Annotated in this window: 21 protein-coding genes; 4 read left to right on the top strand and 17 right to left on the bottom strand. The window is 32.8% G+C overall.

The features are described from left to right. Positions 1-12 precede the first annotated feature (12 nt). The 11 genes from atpB to BLT80_RS02305 all read right to left on the bottom strand — a co-directional run bounded on the left by atpB (position 13) and on the right by BLT80_RS02305 (position 9,932). A complete protein-coding gene (atpB, locus tag BLT80_RS02255; protein ID WP_092465959.1) occupies positions 13-1,191 on the bottom strand; it encodes a F0F1 ATP synthase subunit A in 1,179 nt (392 codons plus the stop codon). An 88-nt stretch (positions 1,192-1,279) separates the two neighbouring features. Further along, positions 1,280-1,672: a DUF6168 family protein gene (locus BLT80_RS20455; RefSeq protein ID WP_092465960.1), complete on the bottom strand. Its 393-nt coding sequence runs from the start codon at positions 1,670-1,672 to the stop codon at positions 1,280-1,282. Continuing rightward, the gene (locus tag BLT80_RS02265; protein ID WP_245710072.1) at positions 1,665-1,886 is read right to left on the bottom strand and encodes an AtpZ/AtpI family protein; all 222 of its coding nucleotides are present in this window, start codon (positions 1,884-1,886) and stop codon (positions 1,665-1,667) included. Before BLT80_RS02265 ends, BLT80_RS20455 begins: the two co-directional genes overlap by 8 nt. Further along, positions 1,870-2,307: a bactofilin family protein gene (locus tag BLT80_RS02270; RefSeq protein ID WP_092465962.1), complete on the bottom strand. Its 438-nt coding sequence runs from the start codon at positions 2,305-2,307 to the stop codon at positions 1,870-1,872. Before BLT80_RS02270 ends, BLT80_RS02265 begins: the two co-directional genes overlap by 17 nt. A 17-nt stretch (positions 2,308-2,324) precedes the next feature. Beyond that, entirely contained in the window at positions 2,325-4,907 is a 2,583-nt protein-coding gene (gene porW / locus BLT80_RS02275) for a type IX secretion system periplasmic lipoprotein PorW/SprE (RefSeq protein ID WP_449488719.1), read from the bottom strand. A 234-nt stretch (positions 4,908-5,141) separates the two neighbouring features. Next, the gene (locus tag BLT80_RS02280; RefSeq protein WP_092465964.1) at positions 5,142-5,864 is read right to left on the bottom strand and encodes an ABC transporter ATP-binding protein; all 723 of its coding nucleotides are present in this window, start codon (positions 5,862-5,864) and stop codon (positions 5,142-5,144) included. Between the two features lie 14 nt (positions 5,865-5,878). Further along, entirely contained in the window at positions 5,879-7,357 is a 1,479-nt protein-coding gene (locus BLT80_RS02285; protein ID WP_092465965.1) for a DUF5687 family protein, read from the bottom strand. Positions 7,358-7,408: 51 nt separating this feature from the next. Next, positions 7,409-8,098: a hypothetical protein gene (locus tag BLT80_RS02290; protein WP_092465966.1), complete on the bottom strand. Its 690-nt coding sequence runs from the start codon at positions 8,096-8,098 to the stop codon at positions 7,409-7,411. Next, complete coding sequence (locus tag BLT80_RS02295) at positions 8,099-8,821, bottom strand: hypothetical protein (protein ID WP_092465967.1); 723 nt, start codon at positions 8,819-8,821, stop codon at positions 8,099-8,101. 56 nt (positions 8,822-8,877) lie between these two features. Next, complete coding sequence (locus tag BLT80_RS02300) at positions 8,878-9,525, bottom strand: hypothetical protein (protein ID WP_092465968.1); 648 nt, start codon at positions 9,523-9,525, stop codon at positions 8,878-8,880. A gap of 74 nt (positions 9,526-9,599) precedes the next feature. Continuing rightward, positions 9,600-9,932, bottom strand: a complete 333-nt coding sequence (locus tag BLT80_RS02305) for a PadR family transcriptional regulator (protein ID WP_092465969.1) — start codon at positions 9,930-9,932, stop codon at positions 9,600-9,602. Between the two features lie 139 nt (positions 9,933-10,071). On the opposite strand from BLT80_RS02305, the gene BLT80_RS02310 reads away from it, so the two are divergent. Next, entirely contained in the window at positions 10,072-11,130 is a 1,059-nt protein-coding gene (locus tag BLT80_RS02310) for a ferredoxin--NADP reductase (protein ID WP_092465970.1), read from the top strand. Positions 11,131-11,339: 209 nt separating this feature from the next. On the opposite strand, the gene BLT80_RS02315 is transcribed toward BLT80_RS02310, so the two are convergent. Together BLT80_RS02315 and BLT80_RS02320 are read right to left on the bottom strand one after the other, a co-directional pair. After that, positions 11,340-12,356 carry a glycosyltransferase family 9 protein gene (locus BLT80_RS02315; protein WP_245710073.1) on the bottom strand — a complete coding sequence of 339 codons (1,017 nt, stop codon included), beginning with the start codon at positions 12,354-12,356 and terminating at the stop codon, positions 11,340-11,342. Between the two features lie 48 nt (positions 12,357-12,404). Next, complete coding sequence (locus BLT80_RS02320; protein WP_092465972.1) at positions 12,405-13,013, bottom strand: DUF4254 domain-containing protein; 609 nt, start codon at positions 13,011-13,013, stop codon at positions 12,405-12,407. Between the two features lie 72 nt (positions 13,014-13,085). Between BLT80_RS02320 and upp the strand changes: the two genes are divergently transcribed. Beyond that, positions 13,086-13,745 (top strand): uracil phosphoribosyltransferase, encoded by a 660-nt coding sequence (gene upp, locus BLT80_RS02325; RefSeq protein WP_092465973.1) that lies wholly within the window; start codon positions 13,086-13,088, stop codon positions 13,743-13,745. Here the strand turns inward: upp and BLT80_RS02330 are convergent. After that, positions 13,734-14,651 carry a DUF6427 family protein gene (locus tag BLT80_RS02330; protein ID WP_092465974.1) on the bottom strand — a complete coding sequence of 306 codons (918 nt, stop codon included), beginning with the start codon at positions 14,649-14,651 and terminating at the stop codon, positions 13,734-13,736. The two genes, upp and BLT80_RS02330, sit on opposite strands and share 12 nt — an antisense overlap. Before the next feature lie 68 nt (positions 14,652-14,719). On the opposite strand from BLT80_RS02330, the gene BLT80_RS02335 reads away from it, so the two are divergent. Beyond that, on the top strand, positions 14,720-14,947 hold the full coding sequence (locus BLT80_RS02335; protein ID WP_092465975.1) for a DUF6341 family protein: 228 nt from the start codon (positions 14,720-14,722) through the stop codon (positions 14,945-14,947). On the opposite strand, the gene purD is transcribed toward BLT80_RS02335, so the two are convergent. Beyond that, positions 14,942-16,213: a phosphoribosylamine--glycine ligase gene (gene purD, locus BLT80_RS02340; protein WP_092466862.1), complete on the bottom strand. Its 1,272-nt coding sequence runs from the start codon at positions 16,211-16,213 to the stop codon at positions 14,942-14,944. The two genes, BLT80_RS02335 and purD, sit on opposite strands and share 6 nt — an antisense overlap. 84 nt (positions 16,214-16,297) lie before the next feature. Here purD and BLT80_RS02345 point away from each other — a divergent pair, with 84 nt between their 5' ends. Next, positions 16,298-17,605 carry a phenylacetate--CoA ligase family protein gene (locus BLT80_RS02345; RefSeq protein ID WP_092465976.1) on the top strand — a complete coding sequence of 436 codons (1,308 nt, stop codon included), beginning with the start codon at positions 16,298-16,300 and terminating at the stop codon, positions 17,603-17,605. Here BLT80_RS02345 and BLT80_RS02350 read toward each other — a convergent pair. Then, positions 17,589-18,368: a glycosyltransferase family 2 protein gene (locus BLT80_RS02350; RefSeq protein WP_092465977.1), complete on the bottom strand. Its 780-nt coding sequence runs from the start codon at positions 18,366-18,368 to the stop codon at positions 17,589-17,591. The genes BLT80_RS02345 and BLT80_RS02350 overlap by 17 nt on opposite strands. 4 nt (positions 18,369-18,372) lie before the next feature. Continuing rightward, a complete protein-coding gene (locus BLT80_RS02355; RefSeq protein ID WP_092465978.1) occupies positions 18,373-19,728 on the bottom strand; it encodes an exopolysaccharide biosynthesis polyprenyl glycosylphosphotransferase in 1,356 nt (451 codons plus the stop codon). Positions 19,729-19,941: the final 213 nt, after the last annotated feature.

Raw genomic sequence — 19,941 nt, forward strand, 5'->3', positions numbered from 1 at the left:
AAAAAACTCTTATTAAATGAAATCTCCTCTTACGTCTTCTGCATCAGGAGCTTCATGACCGTGTGCATCGTGCTCATGCTCATGATCGTGTTCTGCCACAGCCATACCAATAAATAAAGCTGAAAGCATTGTAAAAATATACGCTTGTAAAAACGCTACTAATAATTCAATTAGTAATATAAAAAATGATAACACAAAGGATAAGCCTGTTGCACCAACAACACCTAATGATTCCTTTAATGTAAACATAATGGCTATTAAACTCATTAAGACAATATGACCTGCAGAAATGTTTGCAAACAAACGTACTAACAATGAAAAAGGCTTAATAATTAAAGCTCCAGCCAATTCTATGATTGCTAAAACTGGACGAATTAAAATTGGCACACCTGGCATCCAAAATATATGCATCCAATAATCTTTGTTTCCACTAACCGTATAGATAACTAATGTAAATATAGCTAAACACGCTGTTACTGCTAACTGACCCGTAACGTTAAAACCTAAAGGTGTTAAACCCACCAAGTTTAAAATCCATATAAAGAAAAACACAGTTAAAAGATACCCCGTAAATCTACGGTAGTGTTTTTCACCAATATTTGGTCTTGAAATTTCGTCTCTAACGTAAAGCACTAATGGCTCTAACACACGACCAAATCCTGTTGGGATTTGTTTTTTCTTGTATTGACTTGCTAATCTAGAGAACCAAAATAACATCAATAAACCAATTACTAAGATTCCAAATACACTTTTAGTAATTGAAAAATCTAAAACCTTAGTACCATTTGTAGCATGATGTTCAGCATCAAAACTAACCGTTGTTGCTCCTTGTTCTAGCTCGTAAATTTTTGAATGAATTTTAGCGAATTTAAGTCCGCCTTTTTCTACAATCACACCTCCATCATCATTATGATGAAACTCAGAAGACATAAATGTCACCAGACCTTCAGAAGACCAAACAATAACAGGTAAAGGGAAACCAACATGAACACGCTCACCCTCACCGTTTGTATAAGAAAACAATGAAAAATCATGAGAATCCTTAAGGTGATGTAAAATATAATCCTCTACTTCCATTTTTGTATCCACCTCACCCTCACCACTTGCTGTAGTAATTGCAAAAACAGACGCAGGAAGAAACACTAATAGAGCTAGTGCTAAACTTTTAAAACCTTGTTGAAATATCTTCATTGTTATAAAATCAAAAAATAATTCTTCTCAAATTCCGTGCAAAAGTACGTAATTAATTAAAATAACAATGCGTTTTTATGCTAATTATTTAGACCTCGTTTTTCGTGATGATTTTAACGACAAAAAACACCTCTAATCCTAAGAATAAGAGTAGTGGAATTAAAAGATTCAATCGTTCAGTGGTTGTTAAGTCAACTAACCCAAATATCGGTGATTTAAACATTATAAAAAACAAAATACCTTTAATAAATAAAGTCGGTAAGTAGATAAAACCCAATTGCGGTTGAAGTTTTTTAAAAAACGAAAAGAATTTTAGATGTAAACAGATTACAATCGAAGCAATGGCAAAAAACAAATTAGTGTCCCATAAACTAAATCGAACTGAGCTATTTAATTGATTAAGAATGAATTCTTGTAAAAAATGAACAATTATGAATACTATCGAAAATGATAGCATATAGACCGTAAGTGATTTAATCATCTTCTTTAGACACTTTTATAACTTGAGAAATCACCAAATACATTGAAATAAAAACCGATAGAAGTGTTATTGTAGTTTCTAAATAATCCTTGTTATACTTCGCGTCTAGCCATTGACCAAAATAATTTCCAAGAAAAATAGTGCCTCCCATCTGAAATGCAACAGATGTAAACCTAATAAACTTATTAGGTCCTTTATTATTTGCTTTGGACACTTTGCGCTGGTGTAGATTCAGATCTAACTGGCTCATTAGATAGCGACTTAACCGTTCCTTTCATACTACAAGTCGCATTAAAAGTAGCTCCAGGTTCTACAGCCAACTTACTTATGTGGACCTCCCCTTCTATATGTGCTGTGGATTTTAAGGATAACGTACCAGATAAAATAAGTTTACCTGAAAATTTACCTTCAAAGTCGGCATTTTCGCCCTGTAAAGTACCTTTTATATAACCCGATTTACCTACAACTATTTTACCCGAAGTCTTTACGTTACCTTCAACAGTTCCATCAATTCTAAATGGCCCTTGGCTTGCAATGTCACCTACAATTTTAGTGCCTTGCGCTATAATATTTTGCTGAGTAGTTGATTCCATAGTTGATTGTTGTTTTGGTTTTTTTCTGTCTGAAGAAAACATGTTGCTTTGGTTTTAAATTACTGTAATTTTAAATACGCATTTAAGTTCTTATGTCGTTGTATAATTGCATAGTTTGGAGAAGAAATAGCAATATAAGGTCGCGTGATTTTAGGTTTTACAACGCGTCCTCTTTTATCTTTTTCTTCCGTCTTAAGCAATTCTCCAAATCCATTTGCTCCAGCGATACTTTTTAATCCATGTACCACCACAAAGGTAGTATTTTCGTCGTATAGATCTTTAGATGTTGTAAGATCAAAGTATTTTATTTTCTCCACTTCTTCATCCAAAGTCGCAATAAAAGCTTCAATATCTTCACCTGAATTATTTTCAAATTGGAAAATAACATTGAATTTTCTAGCATCATCATCTGCAATAAACTCCTTCTTTTGTAAAGCCGGAAGGGCATCTTTTATAATTTCTTGTGCTTTTTTCCCCTCTTCTGTATTAGCGTAAGTCAATGCAATATAGTTAATCCCTTCTTTATAAGCTTCAAATCCATAAAGTCTCCCTTTTGCGGATGCTTTTAAAATTTCGAACTTTGGCACAAAATCATCCCCTTCAAAGCGCTTAATCTGCACTTCGGCTTCTGTAATTACAGCAGCATATTCTTCATTTTCGAATTGTTTATAGAGATTGGTGTAAATGGTTTCTGGACTATTTTCATCCTTTGATAATTCGGATTGTGGGTTTAATAGAATTTCAGCATAACGAGAATCTGGATACTCTTGGATAATCGCAGTTTTCATGGCTTCTGCCTTTTGGTTTAATCCTAATTCAATATACAAACGATATAAGTTATATTTTGAAGGTAAAATTAATCGGTCCTCAGGATTATGGTCTAAAAGGTCTTCAAATCTCGTTTTTGATAATTGAAACTCTTTAAATTTTTCTTTATAAATAATTCCTAGTTGATAATAGGCATAGTTCCGTTCTGTTGCAATACTATCGAATTCACTTTGACTTGTTGGCAATGATGCTAAATAGGTTTCAGGATCAAAACGCTTGTCTTTGGTTATTTCTCCAACTAACTCTTCATCTTTTGTCGTATTTGCAACATCTGCTCGTTGGTTATTAAACCTCCAATTATCTTGAAGCTTACGTTCTCCCCAAAGTTTTAGAAATTCATTTTTACCATAAGCTACAGTAGTTGGGTTGTAAAAATAAAAACTACTACTATTTCTATTACCTATTCCATTAGGTTGCGGAATTCTAGAGGTTCCTGGAGGATTATTCCCTAAACTTCTCGACGCTGTTTTACCTTTTTGATCTAACCTTGTTGCCTGAGATGGTTGACTTTTTTGCGTTTTCGAGGCTTCTTCTTGCTGCTTTTGTGCTTCTAAAGCCTTTAACTGAAGATCCTCTGTGTGTTTTGTATAAATTGCCAATTGCTCAGACTTTGGAAGACTAACCATTCTTAAAATACTGTCATTGGTTTGCGCAATACCTTCATAGTATATAACATCATCAAGATTTTCGCGCTTCTTTTTTATGATTCGATATGGCTTCGTATTTACAACCATTGCGGTCATTGTACTATCATAATAAGCACCTGCAGTTTTATAGATGTTTCTATCAAAATACATGTTCCCCAAAGTTTCATAACTAAGCGATCTTAAATACTTATCTGAGGTGGTTTTTCTGAGTGATTTATTATAGTATACTTCGGAAAGACTATCTGACGCATTACTGCGATGGTATTCTGCAATGCGGTAATAAATTTTATCTAGAAATGGCCTGTTCTCTCTGTTTTCTTCTAATTCTGCAAGGTATTCTTCAAACTCAATTTGATCACCGTTTAATACATCAAAATTATTCGATTTTTCAATATGTGCATTGATGTAAAAAGATCTTGGTATTTGACGATGCATATCGATAATAGCATCGAATTCTATATTTGCACTATCTCTTTTACCAAATTCATTATACAATTGTCCTTTAATAAAATGGTAACGGGCCTTTTCTCGTTTAACCTTAGTGTTTTCGGCAGCAATAGTAAGCTGAGCCAATGCACTGTCTTTAGATTTTATGTTGAGATAAGCTTGAGCCAAAGCTGCTGTGGCATCCGCTAAATCCTGGCCTTCAATGTCCTCTTCTTTTAATAAGCGTTTTAATTTCTCTATGGCACCAGCGTCATTATCTAAACGCATACTTGTTTTTTCGCGCCAGATTTTAACCTGATTAATTTTATCACTAGTTGGATATTTATTCAAGATATTATTGAATGCTGCCATAGCTGGCACAAAACGTTGATCGAAATAACGGGCTTGTCCTAAAAGTAAATATGCTTCGTCTATTTGAGGATTTTTTTCCTTTCCTCCAATATTCATTCCATGTACTTGGATAGCTTTTATAGCTTTTTCTTCGGCACGTTCAAAATCGGCGTTTTTAGTTTGTCCTGGTAGAAAGATATCTTCAGAGACACTCATTCTTTCGACAGGAAGCAGCTCCCAAAAATTTTCTGTAAACTCATTATTAACTTCATCTTTTCCGCGCTCTAATGCAATATTACCATTATAAAGCACATTATATTTTGTGCCCATGGCATGGAAGTTCCTGTTAATAAATTTATCTTTTTTACGCGAACAACTTTGGGTAAGCATTGCCACGCAACATACAGATAATATGATTTTGTAATAGGTTTTCAAACGTTGGTTCTATTTGGTTAATAGATAACTTAAAAACACTCTGTTTAGTGTGTTAAGTGGTAAAAATAAGGATCTTTTTGAATTTTTGATGTTATTTAATCGTTTTTCGAGGTAGCACACTATCTGAAAGCAAAAAAAAGCCCATAATTAAGACATAATTATGGGCTTTTAAATTATATAAAGATATTGTTATTCTTCCTCTTGAGATACTACGGCGCTACTTCCAAAATGCGCTTCCAATTCTTTTAAAGTGGCAGGATTGGTTTCTAAATCTTTAATCACATTTCCTTTTTCTAAAACAACGATACGTTCACAAACATCTGTCACATGTGTTAAATCGTGACTAGATACTAAAACAGTAACTCCTTGCTTTTCGGCTAAATCTTTTATGATTTGTTTTAGTCGTATTTGAGTTGTTGGATCTAAATTAGCAAACGGTTCATCTAAAATAATAACTTCTGGATGACCTATAAGTGCCGCAACGATACCTGCTTTCTTTTGGTTTCCTTTACTTAAGTCTCTCAAGTATTTTTTCTTACCTATGATTTCACCGTTGAAAAAATCTTCAAATTTTGAGGTTAACGTATCTACATCTGCTTTATTCTGTCCTCGAAGTTCTCCTATAAAATAGAAATACTCTTCTGGTGTTAAATAGCCAATTAAAAAGCTTTCGTCAATAAAAGACGATGTAAATGGTTTCCAATCTTCACTTTCATCTACGACAACATTATTACTGGTAATGTTTCCTGTGGTTGGTTTAATTAGATCGAGTAGTAAACTGAAATAGGTTGTTTTTCCGGCTCCATTATTTCCTACTAACCCAAAACTTTGGCCTTTAGGAATGGTTAATTCTTCAATATTAAGTACGGTTGTTCCGTTATATGCTTTGGTAAGGTCTTTTGTATATATCATAATGCGATGTGTTATTAGTTATCTTGACTAAAGGCGTCAATCATTTTGTATTTTGAGTTTAAATATTTCTTAGTAATGCCTTTCATTAATTTTTTATGAAAAACAATCCCGCCAACACCTAAAAGGATTAATAAAGCAGAAGCGGCTTCAAAACCAACAAGCCAATTGGTAACACCAAATAAAGCCATTGGTATGATCATTAATGGAATTCCGATTATCCATTGTACAGCCCCAGTACCTTGGTAATTAAAAGCGGCTTTTTTATCTAAATCTATTTTTTTTCTATTGAAGGATCCTCCATACAAAATAACATGCGTATTAACACCAATGTTATAAATAGCCGCAGCAAAATGCGCGATTAAAATTTTATATCCAAAATACACATAAGGGATTCCTAATACAAAAAGAAGTACCACACTCATGACCATTAGGATAAATTTTGAACGTAAGTATTGCTCGTATTTAATATTTTGACTCATTAGTAATTTATAGTATCCACTATCCCAAGCCGGAATGAATTGACCGAAATTGATAAGGAAGAATCCTGTAGAGAAAATTCCGATAAAAGCATACATAAACTCCATTTTCAAGAACTGTGGTTGTGGATAAAAGAACAAGCCGTAAAGCACACCAACTAGTAATAACATAGCCATTGATTTGGTTCGTTTGTTTCTCCAAATCAATTTTAAATCGAGTTTCATGAATGGCGCAATGTCACCAAAACGTTCTGTCCATGATAAGTCTGAAGCATTAACTTCAGTGACTTTCGATTTTAATGAACTGTCTAAAAATAGTTTGTTTCTTAAAATTTTGAAGTTGATAGTATAACATACTATAAGTACAACTATGGGAATTAAAATAAGGATTGGGCTGTTTGCAATAGCCAAAAATCCACTACCTATTAATGTTGTTAATGAGAAAATTTCGAAATAATTTAATGCAAATAACACTCCTACAACCGCTACTATTGGTAAAAATGATAGTTCAGAATTTGCAGAAAACGCTTCTATTATAAAGTTTACGAAATTGATAATGAGTACCACAACTATCATCGTAAACATCCATGTTAATATCATTGATGTTTCGTAACCTTCTCCGATTAAGATGATACTAAATGGAATAATAGCAAATAATGGCAGAAAGTTAAAAAATGATACTGCCGATTTTCCTAAAACATAATTCACCACTGTAGAACGCTTTATAGGAAGCGTCAATAAGGGTTTTACGCTCATTACAGGTAGCTTTTGTAAAAAGAATCGCATTAGCAAATCTCCAATAATCCAATAAAACAGATAGTTATTTGCAATGACGAACGGATCTTGATCTGGAAAAGTTTTCCTTAGCAAGAAGAACAATCCGAATCCTAATGCTGCAAAAGAAGCAACAAAATAAAGCGCAAAAAATACCATTAAGATATTGATGACCATATTTTTTTGCCAATATGACGAACGAAAATATTGTTTCCATTCGAGATTGAGAAAGTGTTTTATCATAATGTAATGAAAGGTTGGTTTATGTAGTAAGTATGAAAAAACAGGAATTTGTTACAAACTAAATTCTGGATAAGTTTCATTCAGTAGTTTTTCGGCTTTGTTTGGTATGAGTTCAAAGCTGATATAATTGATTAAAACTAAGGCTGTAAATGCCAATGATAAACCTAGGACAGCATATATGTTGGTTAAAAATTCATCTGAAATTATAAACATATTATAGATCTGAGATAGAAAAATTAACGATGTTGCACCAGCTTGTTTATAGATCATTTCTTCCAACATCCATTTTTTGTTAGAAATTTCCTTTCTGCGTCTAAACTGTCTATTCAGCTGAATCGTTTTATACATAACCCATGAGACAATTAGGACATAAAGAACCACAGAAGCAATTGCTACAAATTCAGAAGAAAATGCTAGATAAAACAATAAAAACAAGGCAATCGTTGAAATAATTTGTGGCAACTCAAACCATTTCTTAAGTTCAGTCCACATATAACGCATATAGCGCTTATTCATAGCTTTAGCTTTTTGTTCAATGGCATCCATAAAACCAAAAATTCCGAATTTTTTGAAGGCTTTGTTTTTAGCGTCTTCAAAACTGAGTTTGGGTTGGTTTTGCCATTGCTCTTCAATATCGTTGGCTAAATGATCTACGAGTTCGGTTTGTAAGTCGTAATGCTCTACAAAATGTTGTCTTGTAAAAGCGTAGAGGTCTTGTATTTGAGATTCAGTGAGTTTCATTTATAAAAACTTAAAGTTAAAAGTTTTCTTATTCTCTTTATATACGTTCTGATACACTTCAATATTGGCTCTAATCACAGGATAAAATAAGCACGCTACAATAACAAAGAAACCATGAGGCATATTTGCAACATTCTCATAACGATCCTTTAAGATATAAAACGAAAGATTATATAACGACCACACTGCCATAGCAGAACTTGTAGCCATAGCAAAACTTAATGATTTTCGAGTAGACTTATCTTTTATAGAATAATACGCAGAGTATATGGTAGGTAGAATTAGCACTATTAAACCGATGAGAAAACATGCTTTAGGTTTAAATTGATAAATGGAAACAAATGCCAAAATAACGGCCAAATACTCTAACCAGAACTTAAAGGTGGAAAACTTAGCTTTAAGATGGTTCCATGTCATTGTTCGGTATTTCCTACCCAATTCTTTCTGTTTATTTCTAGTGAACTTCTTAAATCCAATATTACTTTGATATAATCCGCTTTCAAATATTTTGCTTTTAGGGACGCCAAATTCTATAAACTGATTACCAAAACCTTTATGAACTTCGAGTAAGGCTTCATTAAAAGAAATGCCATCATTCGTTATTTTATCTTCAACCGCAGAAACAATGTGATCTAACAATTCTAAACGCACATCCCAATACTTCACCTCGTTTTTAATGAGATAATTGTCAATGAATTGTATTTCTTCTTTGGTTAGTTTCATTGTTAATTTACTTTTAGACCTGGAAGGTTTTAAAAACCTGCTAGGCCTCCTTCTATTTAGGTTATATTTTTAAATTGGCTTTCGTAACTCATAAATAATTTTACACTTATAATTACCAATACCAACATTAAGGTAAGCGCTAAACTCGCTCCGCCAATTGTCCAAAATAAATCGCTTGTTTCATTTAATTCTCTTGTTCTAATTAAAAAAAGATTAGGTAATTGGTAAAAGGCTAAAAAAGGAAAAGCTAATCGCTCAACCACAGAGAACCGTTTATTGTCTTTTACCCCTTGATAAACCACATAGGTCAATATAAATCCTGTCAAACCAATCAGTGGAACAATTGACAAACAGGCCCTAAACGTCTCTAAACTAGAGTTTTGATATAATACGTAAAAGCCAATGCACAACGCTAAAAACAATAAAGGTGTTATTGGGTTTTTAAGTTCCTTTAAAAATGTTTTCCCTATTTTTTTGTCGGCAGATTTTAAAAATTGTTTGTTATCATTTAAAAGTTGCGCTTTATTTTCAACCATATAATCCTTAAATACATAATAAAACCCGCGCATATCTCCGGATTCCATTCTAGATTCTATATCCGAAGCCACATGATCTACCATTTCCATTCGGATGTCTGCGTAAATGACATCAGAATTATCCAAGTAGTTATCTATAAATTGTATGTCTTCTTTGGTTAGTTTCATTTTAATTTTTAATATCTACAAGGTTTTTGACTTCGACTTCGCTCAGCCACCAAATACCATTGTAGGATAAAGATTTATGCCAATTTCGGATTCACTAAAGCCTGCATCGTTTTAATATACTCGGCTAATTCTTCAAGCTTATTAACGGTTTCTTTGGTTCCGGTTTCGGTGAGTTTATAATATTTACGCAATCGGTTATCTACTTTTGCGACCTCAACATCTAACAAACCTTCAGCTTCTAATTTGTGTAACGCAGGATATAATGCGCCTTCCGTAATTTTAAGTTCACCTTTAGTTAATTCCTTTACCTTTTGGGTAATTTCGTAACCATACATTTTATCATTCTCATTTAATAACTTTAAAATGATGGTGGTTAAACTCCCTTTATATAATTTTGAATTGCTCATCGTAGTACAAATATATACATAATTTTCTTATGTATAAGAATCTTATGTATTATGTTTTATTAAAATTTTAGACCTGCTAGGTTTTAAAAACCTGTTAGGTCTGTGGAAGATTAGTTATCTTTGCAAAAAATTATTTTTAATGGCACATTTTCATTCACTCACTATAAAATCAGTTGATAAAGTAACAGACAGTTCTGTTGCGATAACCTTTGATATTCCCGAAAACCTTAAAGAACAATTCAGCTTTAAAGCCGGACAATACATCACCTTAAAAACGACTATTAATGGCGAAGACATCCGTAGAGATTATTCTATTTGTGCTTCTCAGAATAGTGGAAACGTTACTGTAGCCGTAAAAGCGGTTGAAAAAGGAACGTTTTCTGTTTATGCCAACACTACCTTAAAAGCAGGCGACGTCCTAGAAGTTGCAGAACCAAACGGACGTTTTGTATTTGAAGCTAATGCTGCCAAAACAAGAACTATTGCTGCCTTTGCTGCTGGAAGTGGAATTACTCCAGTACTTAGTATTGCTAAAACACTTTTAGAAGAAGAACCGTTTAGCAACTTTATATTAGTTTACGGTAATAAAACCTTAGCTGACGCAATGTTTGTTGATGAATTATTGCAACTAAAAAAACAATACGATAATCGTTTTCATGCACATTTTATATACAGTCAGTCTCAAGAAACGGATGCTTTATTTGGACGTATTGAAAAAAGCACGGTGAACCTCATTGTAAAAAATAAGTACAAAGGTGTTAGCATTGAAAATTTCTACCTCTGCGGACCTGAGCAAATGATTCATACCGTAAAAGATGTATTGATCGAAAATGGTGTAAAAGAAAAAGCAATTAAGTTTGAATTGTTTACTGCTCCTGTTGAAGCAGGTTCTGATGCTACTACTGTCACAGCTTCTGGTGAAACTAAAATTAAAGTCGTGGTTGATGAGGAAGAGTTTGAATTTAACATGTCACAAAAACAAACCATTCTTGAAGCCGCTTTAAAGCAAGATATCGATGCTCCTTATTCTTGTCAAGGTGGAATTTGCAGTAGTTGTATTGCAAAACTTACTGAAGGTACAGCCGAAATGCGTCAGAATAATATTTTAACGGATAGCGAAGTTGCTCAAGGTTTAATATTGACTTGCCAAGCGCATCCTACTTCGGCTACTGTTGCTGTTGATTATGATGATGTTTAATCTAGATTATTAGATTAGTTAGATTTTTGAATCATTAGATATACTGACCTTTCACGTTTTAATAACGTGAAAGGTCTTTTTATTTTCGATAGGTTCTAGATATAAAATTCTAAAAAACGAATTTCACTCGAACTGACGTAAACTTAGTTCTATACAGTTTCGTCACTTCGAGTGATTTTTGAGGTACGAAAAAATTGTATCGAGAAGTTTTATATAACCGCTTTAATTTTTGAAACGATTACCGCTTCAGAAACACTACTCGCCGCCTTCTCGTAACCTTCTGGGAATTTATTGCCGTAAATAGATGTTGGTATTAATGGGAACTGAGTTCTGTCTGCGGTAAGTGCAAAATCTATAGGTTGATTAAAGGGTGCAAACCCAGCAAAAGGATGTGTTACACCCCAAATTGTAATTACTTTTTTGCCCAACATTGCCGCCATATGTGAATTACCAGAATCCATAGCTAGCATGAGGTCTAAATTTGAAATAAGAATTAATTCTTCCTCTAAATTCAATTGTCCTGCAACGGATTTTACGTTAGTGTATTTAGTTTCAAGCTGATTTAAAAGCTCTACTTCTTTAGCACCACCTCCAAATAAAACAACATTATAGTCTTTAGAAAGCTGCTCAATTACAGTTTCCATTTGCTCTAAGGGATACATTTTACTTTCGTGTGCTGCAAAAGGTGCAATTCCGATAGTTTTGAAGTCTTTATTTGAATGAAAAGCACGTAGTTGTGCTGATAATGGTTTTGGTTTTGGAAATGTTGGATTAGATAAATCAACCGTAAAACCTAAATCTTCAAAAACATCAGCATAACGCTGATGTGTGGTTTTTAGTTGCTTAAAAGACACACCTGATGTTAGTGCTTTCTTTTCGGCTCTACCTTTATTTAATTGGACTACTTTTTTTCCGAAGAAAAATAATTTTAAGATTTTACTACGTAGTACATTGTGTACATCTGCAACTGCATCAAAACGAAGCTTTTTTAATTCCTTAGACAGTTTATAAAGTCCTAAAACGCCTTTGTGTTTACCTTTTAAATCCGCCTTATAGAAGCTTACATTTTCTAAATCTTGAAAAAAAGGTCTGAAAAAGGCTCTGGTAACTACTGTAATTTTTAATTCGGGATGTTGTGCTGAAAGTGCTCGCAAAACAGGAACTGTCATAGCCACGTCTCCCATTGCAGAAAACCTAAGAACGAGTATGTGTTTTGGTTTTGGCATAATTTTGTACAAACCTGTCAGGTTTTAAAAACCCAACAGGTTCACGAACTATTTCTGTCCTCTCAAAACAGGGTTTAGTTCATTATCATTGTACATTTTCATTTGCTTATAAACTTTCATGTATTTGTCTCCATTTGAAATATCCGTAAGCATATCGTCTATTGCGGTACTTAAATCTACACGTTGTTCTAATAAAACATTGAGCTTTGTTTGGCAAGCTGCTTTGTGCGCATCACTAGCGTCATCTCTTACTGTTTCGAGATGCATGTGGTAAATCTTTAATGCTAAAATAGATAAACGATCGATTGCCCAAGCCGGACTTTCAGAATTGATTTTAGCATCTGGTTTTACGGTGACGTCTTTGTATTTATTTAAAAAATAACTATCGATATATTCAACCGTATCCGTTCTATCTTGGTTAGAGGCATCAATCATTCGTTTCAACTTTAAAGCTGCAACCGGATCAATGTTTGGATCTCTAATAATATCTTCGTAAGCCCACTGAACAGTATCAATCCAAGATTTTCTATATAACAAATGTGCGATAAGATCATCGTTTTCATCGTACTTGTTAGTAAAAGGCTGATCTACTGTATTTAAAACTTTATAGGTTTTAATAACCTCTTGAAAAATAGCGTTTGCTTTTTGTGAAAACATAATGAAATTGATTTAATGTTTACAAATATAGTAGGAATTATTAACTTTAACGACTGAACCAATTCCCATAATATGCAAATTCATAACCTTTCTGATACGCCTTCAATTTTAAATACCTTTATGTCTGAATTAAGAGATAAAACGGTTCAGAAAGACAGCATGCGCTTCCGAAGAAATATAGAACGTATTGGTGAAATTATGGGTTATGAATTGAGTAAATCACTTCAATTTAATCCGCATACTATTGCAACTCCCTTAGGTAATTCTGAAACTGTTTTACATCAAAATGATATTGTATTATGCTCTATTTTACGAGCAGGTGTACCACTCCACAATGGTTTGCTAAATTATTTTGATGCCGCAGAAAATGCATTCATTTCAGCGTATAGACAACATAAACACAATCCGGAAAGTTTTGAAATCGTGGTTGAGTATTTGGCTTGTCCGAGTTTAGAGGGTAAAACTTTAATCTTAGCTGATCCGATGTTGGCCACCGGACAATCTATGGTAGCAACTTACGAAGCCTTAAAGCCATTTGGAACGCCTAAAGATATTCATTTGGTAAGTGTTATAGGCGCACAAGAAGGTGTTGATTATGTTTCTAAAGAATTTGGTACTGACGTCAAATTATGGATTGCTGCCATAGATGAGAATTTAAATGAAAAAGGTTATATAATTCCTGGCTTGGGTGATGCTGGTGATTTAGCTTTCGGAAACAAATTACAACATTAAACCTATAATTGGCACTATAATAAAAAGAGCTATAAAAACTTCTTTAAACCAACGTTCTGAAATCACTTCGATATAATTTGCCATAATAATTGAAAATGGCGCAAACAAAAACAGAAACTCACTACCGTTTTTAGCTGGAGCAATAATAGCCACTAAAATAGCAATTATTGAAGACCAAGCAATTAGGAAATAAGAAGGTTTTAATTTTTTGTTCTTATCCGGAATATTTTTAAAATAATAGATAAGCGTCCATACATACGACGTAAATAACACGGTGAACTTAAGAATATTTTCCTTGCTATTATACGCTGTAAAATCTAAGCTTGCATAACGTTTAAAATTTGAAGGTTTTACATAGACATCATCTACAATAATATTATAGACCAAGAGTAATATAATCACTGTTGCCACTCCCATAAATGGAATAATAACATTCTTAAAATCATTTTGAGAATGATAAATCAAAGCTACTATCACTAAAGCGAAAAATAATATGGACCAGAAATAGAATAATGCCGCTAGTGCAATCCAAAACGCAGCATCAAACAATTTCTTTTTTATGTGTAAGTTAGAATGTAAACTTATTAACCGTCTTAAAGCAAAAATTATAAACAGATTAGCCAGCAATAAGTTTGTATGTTTCATTACCTCAGGAAACATACCAAACAGCAAACCAAAGGTCATAATAGCATAACTATTTCTTTGTGTTAGGTTATTTTTAGAAACAATAAAGTCTATTAAAAAAACCAAAAACAACGTCACTGCCCATTTAAAAAGCGTTGCTAAAGAACTATTTAGATCCGAAAAAAGTAGAGTATAGTTGGTTACTACAAATAGCAGGCAAACATAAACTGCCACAAATATGAAGTTTATAGGCTTAGATTTACTAAAAATACTTGTTATCATTAACTCTTTTTGTATTTTTGCTGCTCAATCCCAATTCGACATTAGAATTGGTGTAAATTTATAAAGTTATGAATGATTTCTTTAACGGAATAGCGGATTTATTTGTAAATGTGTTATTTGCACCATTTGACGCACTTAAAGCATTAGAGTTAGAAAGCTGGTTTGCTGCTAACACAATTTCATGGATATTTATTCTCGTTGGCTTCGTTGCATTCGTATATTGGATGCTACAGCTTAAAAAATACAATGAGAACGGAGAAGAAGATAAAAGTATTTCTTCCCATTCTTATTTATAGGTCGAAACCAATATCCTTACGATAATACATCTTATCAAAATGTAGATTTTCTATACTTTGATAGGATTTTTTTATGGCTTCTGGGTACGTGTTTCCATATGACGTAATTGCCATAACACGACCACCAGAAGTAACCACTTTACCGTCTTTTTCAATTGCTCCTGCATGAAATACTATAGAATCTGTAATATGTTCTATTCCTGTAATTTCTTTGCCTTTTTCGTAAGCTTCAGGATACCCGCCAGAAACTAACATTATTGTTGTTGCTGCACGCTCATCAATATCAATAGTAACTTCACTTAAAGTTTGATTTGCCATGGCTTCAAAAACAGTAACTAAGTCTGTTTTTAGTCTTGGTAACACGACTTCCGTTTCAGGGTCACCCATTCTAACATTGTACTCAATCACTTTTGGATCGTCACCAACTTTAATTAAACCAATAAAAATAAACCCAACATAAGGCAAATTATCTTTCTTTAAACCTTCAACGGTAGGTTTTACGACTTGATTTTCAATTTTATCTAAAAATTCTTTAGTAGCAAATGGTACTGGGGAAACTGCTCCCATACCTCCTGTATTTAAACCTGTATCTCCTTCACCAATACGTTTATAATCTTTCGCTGTTGGTAGAATTTTATAGTCTTTTCCGTCCGTTAATACAAAACAGCTTAATTCAATGCCGTCTAAAAATTCTTCGATAACCACTTTGGTACTGGCATCTCCAAATTTTGCATCAACCAACATGCTTTTTAATTCGTCTTTGGCTTCTTGTAAATCATTTAAGATTAAAACACCTTTACCAGCTGCTAATCCATCTGCCTTTAAAACATAAGGTGGACTTAGCGTTTCTAAAAACTTGCATCCTTGTTCCACATTTTCTTTAGTAAAGCTCTCATAAGCTGCTGTCGGAATGTTATGACGTATCATAAACTCTTTAGCAAACTCCTTACTGCCTTCTAATTCTGCAGCTGCTTTTTGTGGTCCGATTACAGCCACATTTTTTAAAGCATCTTCTTCTATAAAGAAATCGTGAATACCTTGTACCAATGGATCTTCTGGTCCGACAACCACCAAATCAATTTTATGTTCTAAAACTGCTGATTTAATGGCCTCAAAGTCAGTAACACCAATATTTAAATTGGTTGCAATTGATTGTGTTCCTGAGTTACCTGGAGCTACAAAAAGCGCCTTACAACGGTCGCTTTGTGCTAATTTCCATGCAAATGTGTGTTCTCTTCCGCCAGAGCCAAGTATTAAAATAGTCATGTCTAAAATTTCTTTAGGCAAAAATAATTGGTTTTAAGTTTAAAAAACAATTAATTTACGGAAACCTTAAAGGCAAAAAACACTTTGCGATTATTCGATTTTTCTTTGAAAGTAAATGGCTTTGCGATTAACAAGGCTAAAACGGCTTTAGCTCAAATTCAGGCGAAAACTGATTTGGATTTTGAAACTTATGTTGAAGCGCAAAAGAATGCCATTGTTTCTTATCATTTAGAACATAATCCCTTTTATAAATCTTTAGGAAAATCTATAGATTTTAACGATTGGAATTCTGTACCCATTATTACCAAACGTCATTTACAGCAACCGCTAGAACAACGCTTAAGTAATGGTTTTACACCTAAAAATGTGTATGTAAATAAAACATCTGGTAGTTCTGGTGATCCCTTTATTTTTGCAAAAGACAAATGGTGCCATGCCTTAACTTGGGCAGAAATAATGAACCGGTTTGGATGGTATGACATCGATTTTAATAGCTCTAAACAAGCGCGTTTTTACGGAATTCCACTAGACAAAAAAGGCTATTACAAAGAACGGTTGAAGGATTATTTTAGTAACAGATTCCGTTTTTCCGTTTTTGATTTGAGTGATAGTGCCTTTGAAACTGCATTAACCAAATTTAAAACGACACACTTCGATTTTATTAATGGTTACACCAGTTCAATTGTTCAGTTTGCAAAATATTTGAAGCGTCGTAACATTATTTTAAAATCAGTTTGCCCGAGCTTAAAAGCCTGCATTGTAACATCAGAAATGTTATTTGATGACGATAAACTATTACTCGAAACTCAATTTGGGCTTCCTGTAATAAACGAATATGGAGCTTCAGAATTAGATCTTATTGCGTTTCAGAATACAAAGGATGAATGGCAAGTGAATAGTGAAACCCTCTATGTTGAAATTTTAGATGAAAACAATACAGTTTTACCTTATGGTGAAGAAGGTAGAGTTGTTATTACATCATTATATAATAAAGCCCATCCATTTATCAGATACGATATTGGTGATATTGGTGTGTTATCTGAAAATAGTACCATTAGAAAACCTATTCTTAAAAAACTGATTGGAAGAACAAATAGTATTGTTGTATTGCCAAGTGGAAAAAAAGCTGCCGGATTAACTTTTTATTATATCACTAAAAGTGTGATTGAAAATGATGGTAACGTTTCCGAATTTATTGTTGAGCAATCTCGTATAGATCATTTTATAATTCGGTATGTCAGTAGCAAAGAACTAGACTCGGATAAAAAAGACGTTATTACCGCAGAAATGAAACGCTATTTAGAAACAGGAATCAATGTTAATTTTGAACGTGTAGAACAATTAAAACGCACTAAAGCAGGAAAATTAAAGCAATTTATTTCGAAGCTATAGGTTGAATTAAACGTTTTTTTACAAATAAATGTTCGAATAGAAACTGTATTAAATAGACTAACGACTTTACATTAGAAAAACCTAAGCCTTTACGATACACATTAAAATTATGCTTTATTAAATTGGTTTTATTAGAAGATAATGAGCCCTTTGTGATGCGATAATAAGCAATTGTCTCTTGAATACCAATTGCAGGTTTATCACTTCTTTTTAATGCCTCTAACCACAATAACCAATCTTGTCGTTTCTTTAAATCCTTAGTGTATATTTTACCTAATTTTTCAGAATTATACATTCCTGTTAAATTCCCTATATAATTTGCCTTTAACAACTTTCCGAACTCCAACTGTGGCAAGGCGTGTACTTTTTTGTTTAGTGCTTGATTTTCTTCATCAATCCATTCGTAACTCCCAAAACTAACATCAGTGATATTATTTTGCATTTGAGCTACCTGTAATTGAAGTTTATTCGTTGCCCAAAGGTCGTCTGCATCTAAGAAGGCAATATAATTTCCTGTAGCCATTTTAGTGCCTAAATTCCTAGCCTCTGCTGCACCTTTATTGTCTTTGTGAGTAAATAGCTTAATTCTGGAATCGCTCTCTGTAAATGGCTTTAAGATGGCCTTTATTTGATCTGAAGAGGCATCGTCTACCAAAAGTAATTCCCAATGAGCATAGGTTTGACTAAGGACACTATTAATCGTTTTTTTTATAACATTGGCATTGTTATACATTGGTGTTATAATAGAAACTAGTGGTTGCATATAATTAATAAGCTTTGTCGTCGCCTTTAATTGCGTTAATAAATGTTTGAATTATTATTTTCATGTCTAAAAGTATTGACCAGTTTTCGATATAAAAAATATCATATTTAACCCTACCAATAATATCTTTATCTGTTTCTACTTCACCTCTAAAACCGCTCGTTTGGGCTAAGCCAGTAATACCCGGTTTTACAAAATGCCTAACCATAAATTTATCAATCTTCTTGGCATACATCGTAGTATGACTTACCATGTGAGGCCTAGGGCCTACTACTGACATATCTCCAAAAAGCACATTAAAAAATTGAGGTAATTCATCTATACTCGTTTTTCTAATAAATTTTCCCACTTTAGTAACGCGCTGATCTCCTCTAGTTGCTTGGTATAAATGTGCATCTTTGTTTGGCATCATTGATCTAAACTTATAACAGTCGAATTCCTTATAATTAAATCCATTTCTAGACTGTTTAAAAAATATTGTCCCTTTAGATTCTATCTTTATCAAAATAGCAATAATCGGTGTTAACCACGACAAAAGAAATACAATGACAAAACTAGAAAAGAGAATATCAAAACCGCGTTTTATAAAAGTATTTACAGAATCCTCTAGCGGAATATTTCTTAATGTAAGAATAGGAATATAGTCATAATACTCATATCGCAGTTTTTTAGAATAAATCTCTTTACTATCTGGAATAAACTTTAATATTTTAAGGTTATTATCAGCAAAATCTACAATATCTGCAATTTGTGAGTTGCTTAACTCTGATATAGAACAATAAATTTCATCTATACCTTCTTCTAAAACATATTGAAAACAGTCTTCTAAAGAGTGCATTTTATTTTTTAAGTTAAAGGTCTTTTTATGAGAATAACCATATTCAGGATTCTTATTAAAGAAGTTATCTAAAGCTAAAGTTTTTTTATTCACACCTAAAATAACCGTCGTTCTATAGTTACCTCCAAACGAAGTTCTATATTTCTGCAACAAATAATAAATCGTGAATTTAAAAATTATAATAGGCAGAAAACTTAATAGTGCATATTTTACAATAGGTCTTGGATATAAATGAAGTTCGTGATACAACCCCGAAAATGCAAAAATGACTAATAAAAATAAAATGAATTGCTTTACAATAAGAGATAAAATACTGATTGGTCTTGTATATCGGTATACCTCATAAAACTGTGAATAAACCGAAAGTAGAATCCAACCTATTGAAATTACAACCGAAAAAACGATTGGGTCTTTTCCTTTAAGTAAATATAACACCGCTATACCATTAATGATAATTAAATCAATAATGTAAGAGATAGGTCTTAAATACCCTGAATATCTTCCTTGTTTGAATAAACTCAATACTTTTCTGTGTAACTAATTTAAGGCTATTATAATGGCTACAAACTTAAACTTAAAGATGCAATAACCCCTAATAACTATTAAATTTAATACAAAAATACGGCATTGACAAAGCTGTTGCCGTAATAATAAAAAAAGACATAAATAAAAAAATAAAATAGAAAACTAAATAAGTAGCATTTCAACTAAAAATAAAAGAGCCAAGGGAAAAAG

This window comes from Winogradskyella thalassocola, from assembly GCF_900099995.1.
In the GTDB taxonomy this organism is placed as follows: Bacteria; Bacteroidota; Bacteroidia; order Flavobacteriales; family Flavobacteriaceae; genus Winogradskyella; species Winogradskyella thalassocola.

Bases quoted from the DNA above. Each gene is read 5' to 3' on its own strand.
- BLT80_RS02315 (WP_245710073.1), bottom strand. From the start codon at position 12,356: ATGCCAAAACCAAAACACATACTCGTTCTTAGGTTTTCTGCAATGGGA.
- atpB (WP_092465959.1), bottom strand. From the start codon at position 1,191: ATGAAGATATTTCAACAAGGTTTTAAAAGTTTAGCACTAGCTCTATTA.
- BLT80_RS02350 (WP_092465977.1), bottom strand. From the start codon at position 18,368: ATGCAACCACTAGTTTCTATTATAACACCAATGTATAACAATGCCAAT.
- BLT80_RS02300 (WP_092465968.1), bottom strand. From the start codon at position 9,525: ATGAAACTAACCAAAGAAGACATACAATTTATAGATAACTACTTGGAT.
- upp (WP_092465973.1), top strand. From the start codon at position 13,086: ATGCAAATTCATAACCTTTCTGATACGCCTTCAATTTTAAATACCTTT.
- purD (WP_092466862.1), bottom strand. From the start codon at position 16,213: ATGACTATTTTAATACTTGGCTCTGGCGGAAGAGAACACACATTTGCA.
- BLT80_RS02335 (WP_092465975.1), top strand. From the start codon at position 14,720: ATGAATGATTTCTTTAACGGAATAGCGGATTTATTTGTAAATGTGTTA.
- BLT80_RS02280 (WP_092465964.1), bottom strand. From the start codon at position 5,864: ATGATATATACAAAAGACCTTACCAAAGCATATAACGGAACAACCGTA.
- porW (WP_449488719.1), bottom strand. From the start codon at position 4,907: ATGCTTACCCAAAGTTGTTCGCGTAAAAAAGATAAATTTATTAACAGG.
- BLT80_RS02330 (WP_092465974.1), bottom strand. From the start codon at position 14,651: ATGATAACAAGTATTTTTAGTAAATCTAAGCCTATAAACTTCATATTT.
- BLT80_RS02295 (WP_092465967.1), bottom strand. From the start codon at position 8,821: ATGAAACTAACCAAAGAAGAAATACAATTCATTGACAATTATCTCATT.
- BLT80_RS02285 (WP_092465965.1), bottom strand. From the start codon at position 7,357: ATGATAAAACACTTTCTCAATCTCGAATGGAAACAATATTTTCGTTCG.
- BLT80_RS02290 (WP_092465966.1), bottom strand. From the start codon at position 8,098: ATGAAACTCACTGAATCTCAAATACAAGACCTCTACGCTTTTACAAGA.
- BLT80_RS20455 (WP_092465960.1), bottom strand. From the start codon at position 1,672: ATGATTAAATCACTTACGGTCTATATGCTATCATTTTCGATAGTATTC.
- BLT80_RS02270 (WP_092465962.1), bottom strand. From the start codon at position 2,307: ATGTTTTCTTCAGACAGAAAAAAACCAAAACAACAATCAACTATGGAA.
- BLT80_RS02305 (WP_092465969.1), bottom strand. From the start codon at position 9,932: ATGAGCAATTCAAAATTATATAAAGGGAGTTTAACCACCATCATTTTA.
- BLT80_RS02310 (WP_092465970.1), top strand. From the start codon at position 10,072: ATGGCACATTTTCATTCACTCACTATAAAATCAGTTGATAAAGTAACA.
- BLT80_RS02320 (WP_092465972.1), bottom strand. From the start codon at position 13,013: ATGTTTTCACAAAAAGCAAACGCTATTTTTCAAGAGGTTATTAAAACC.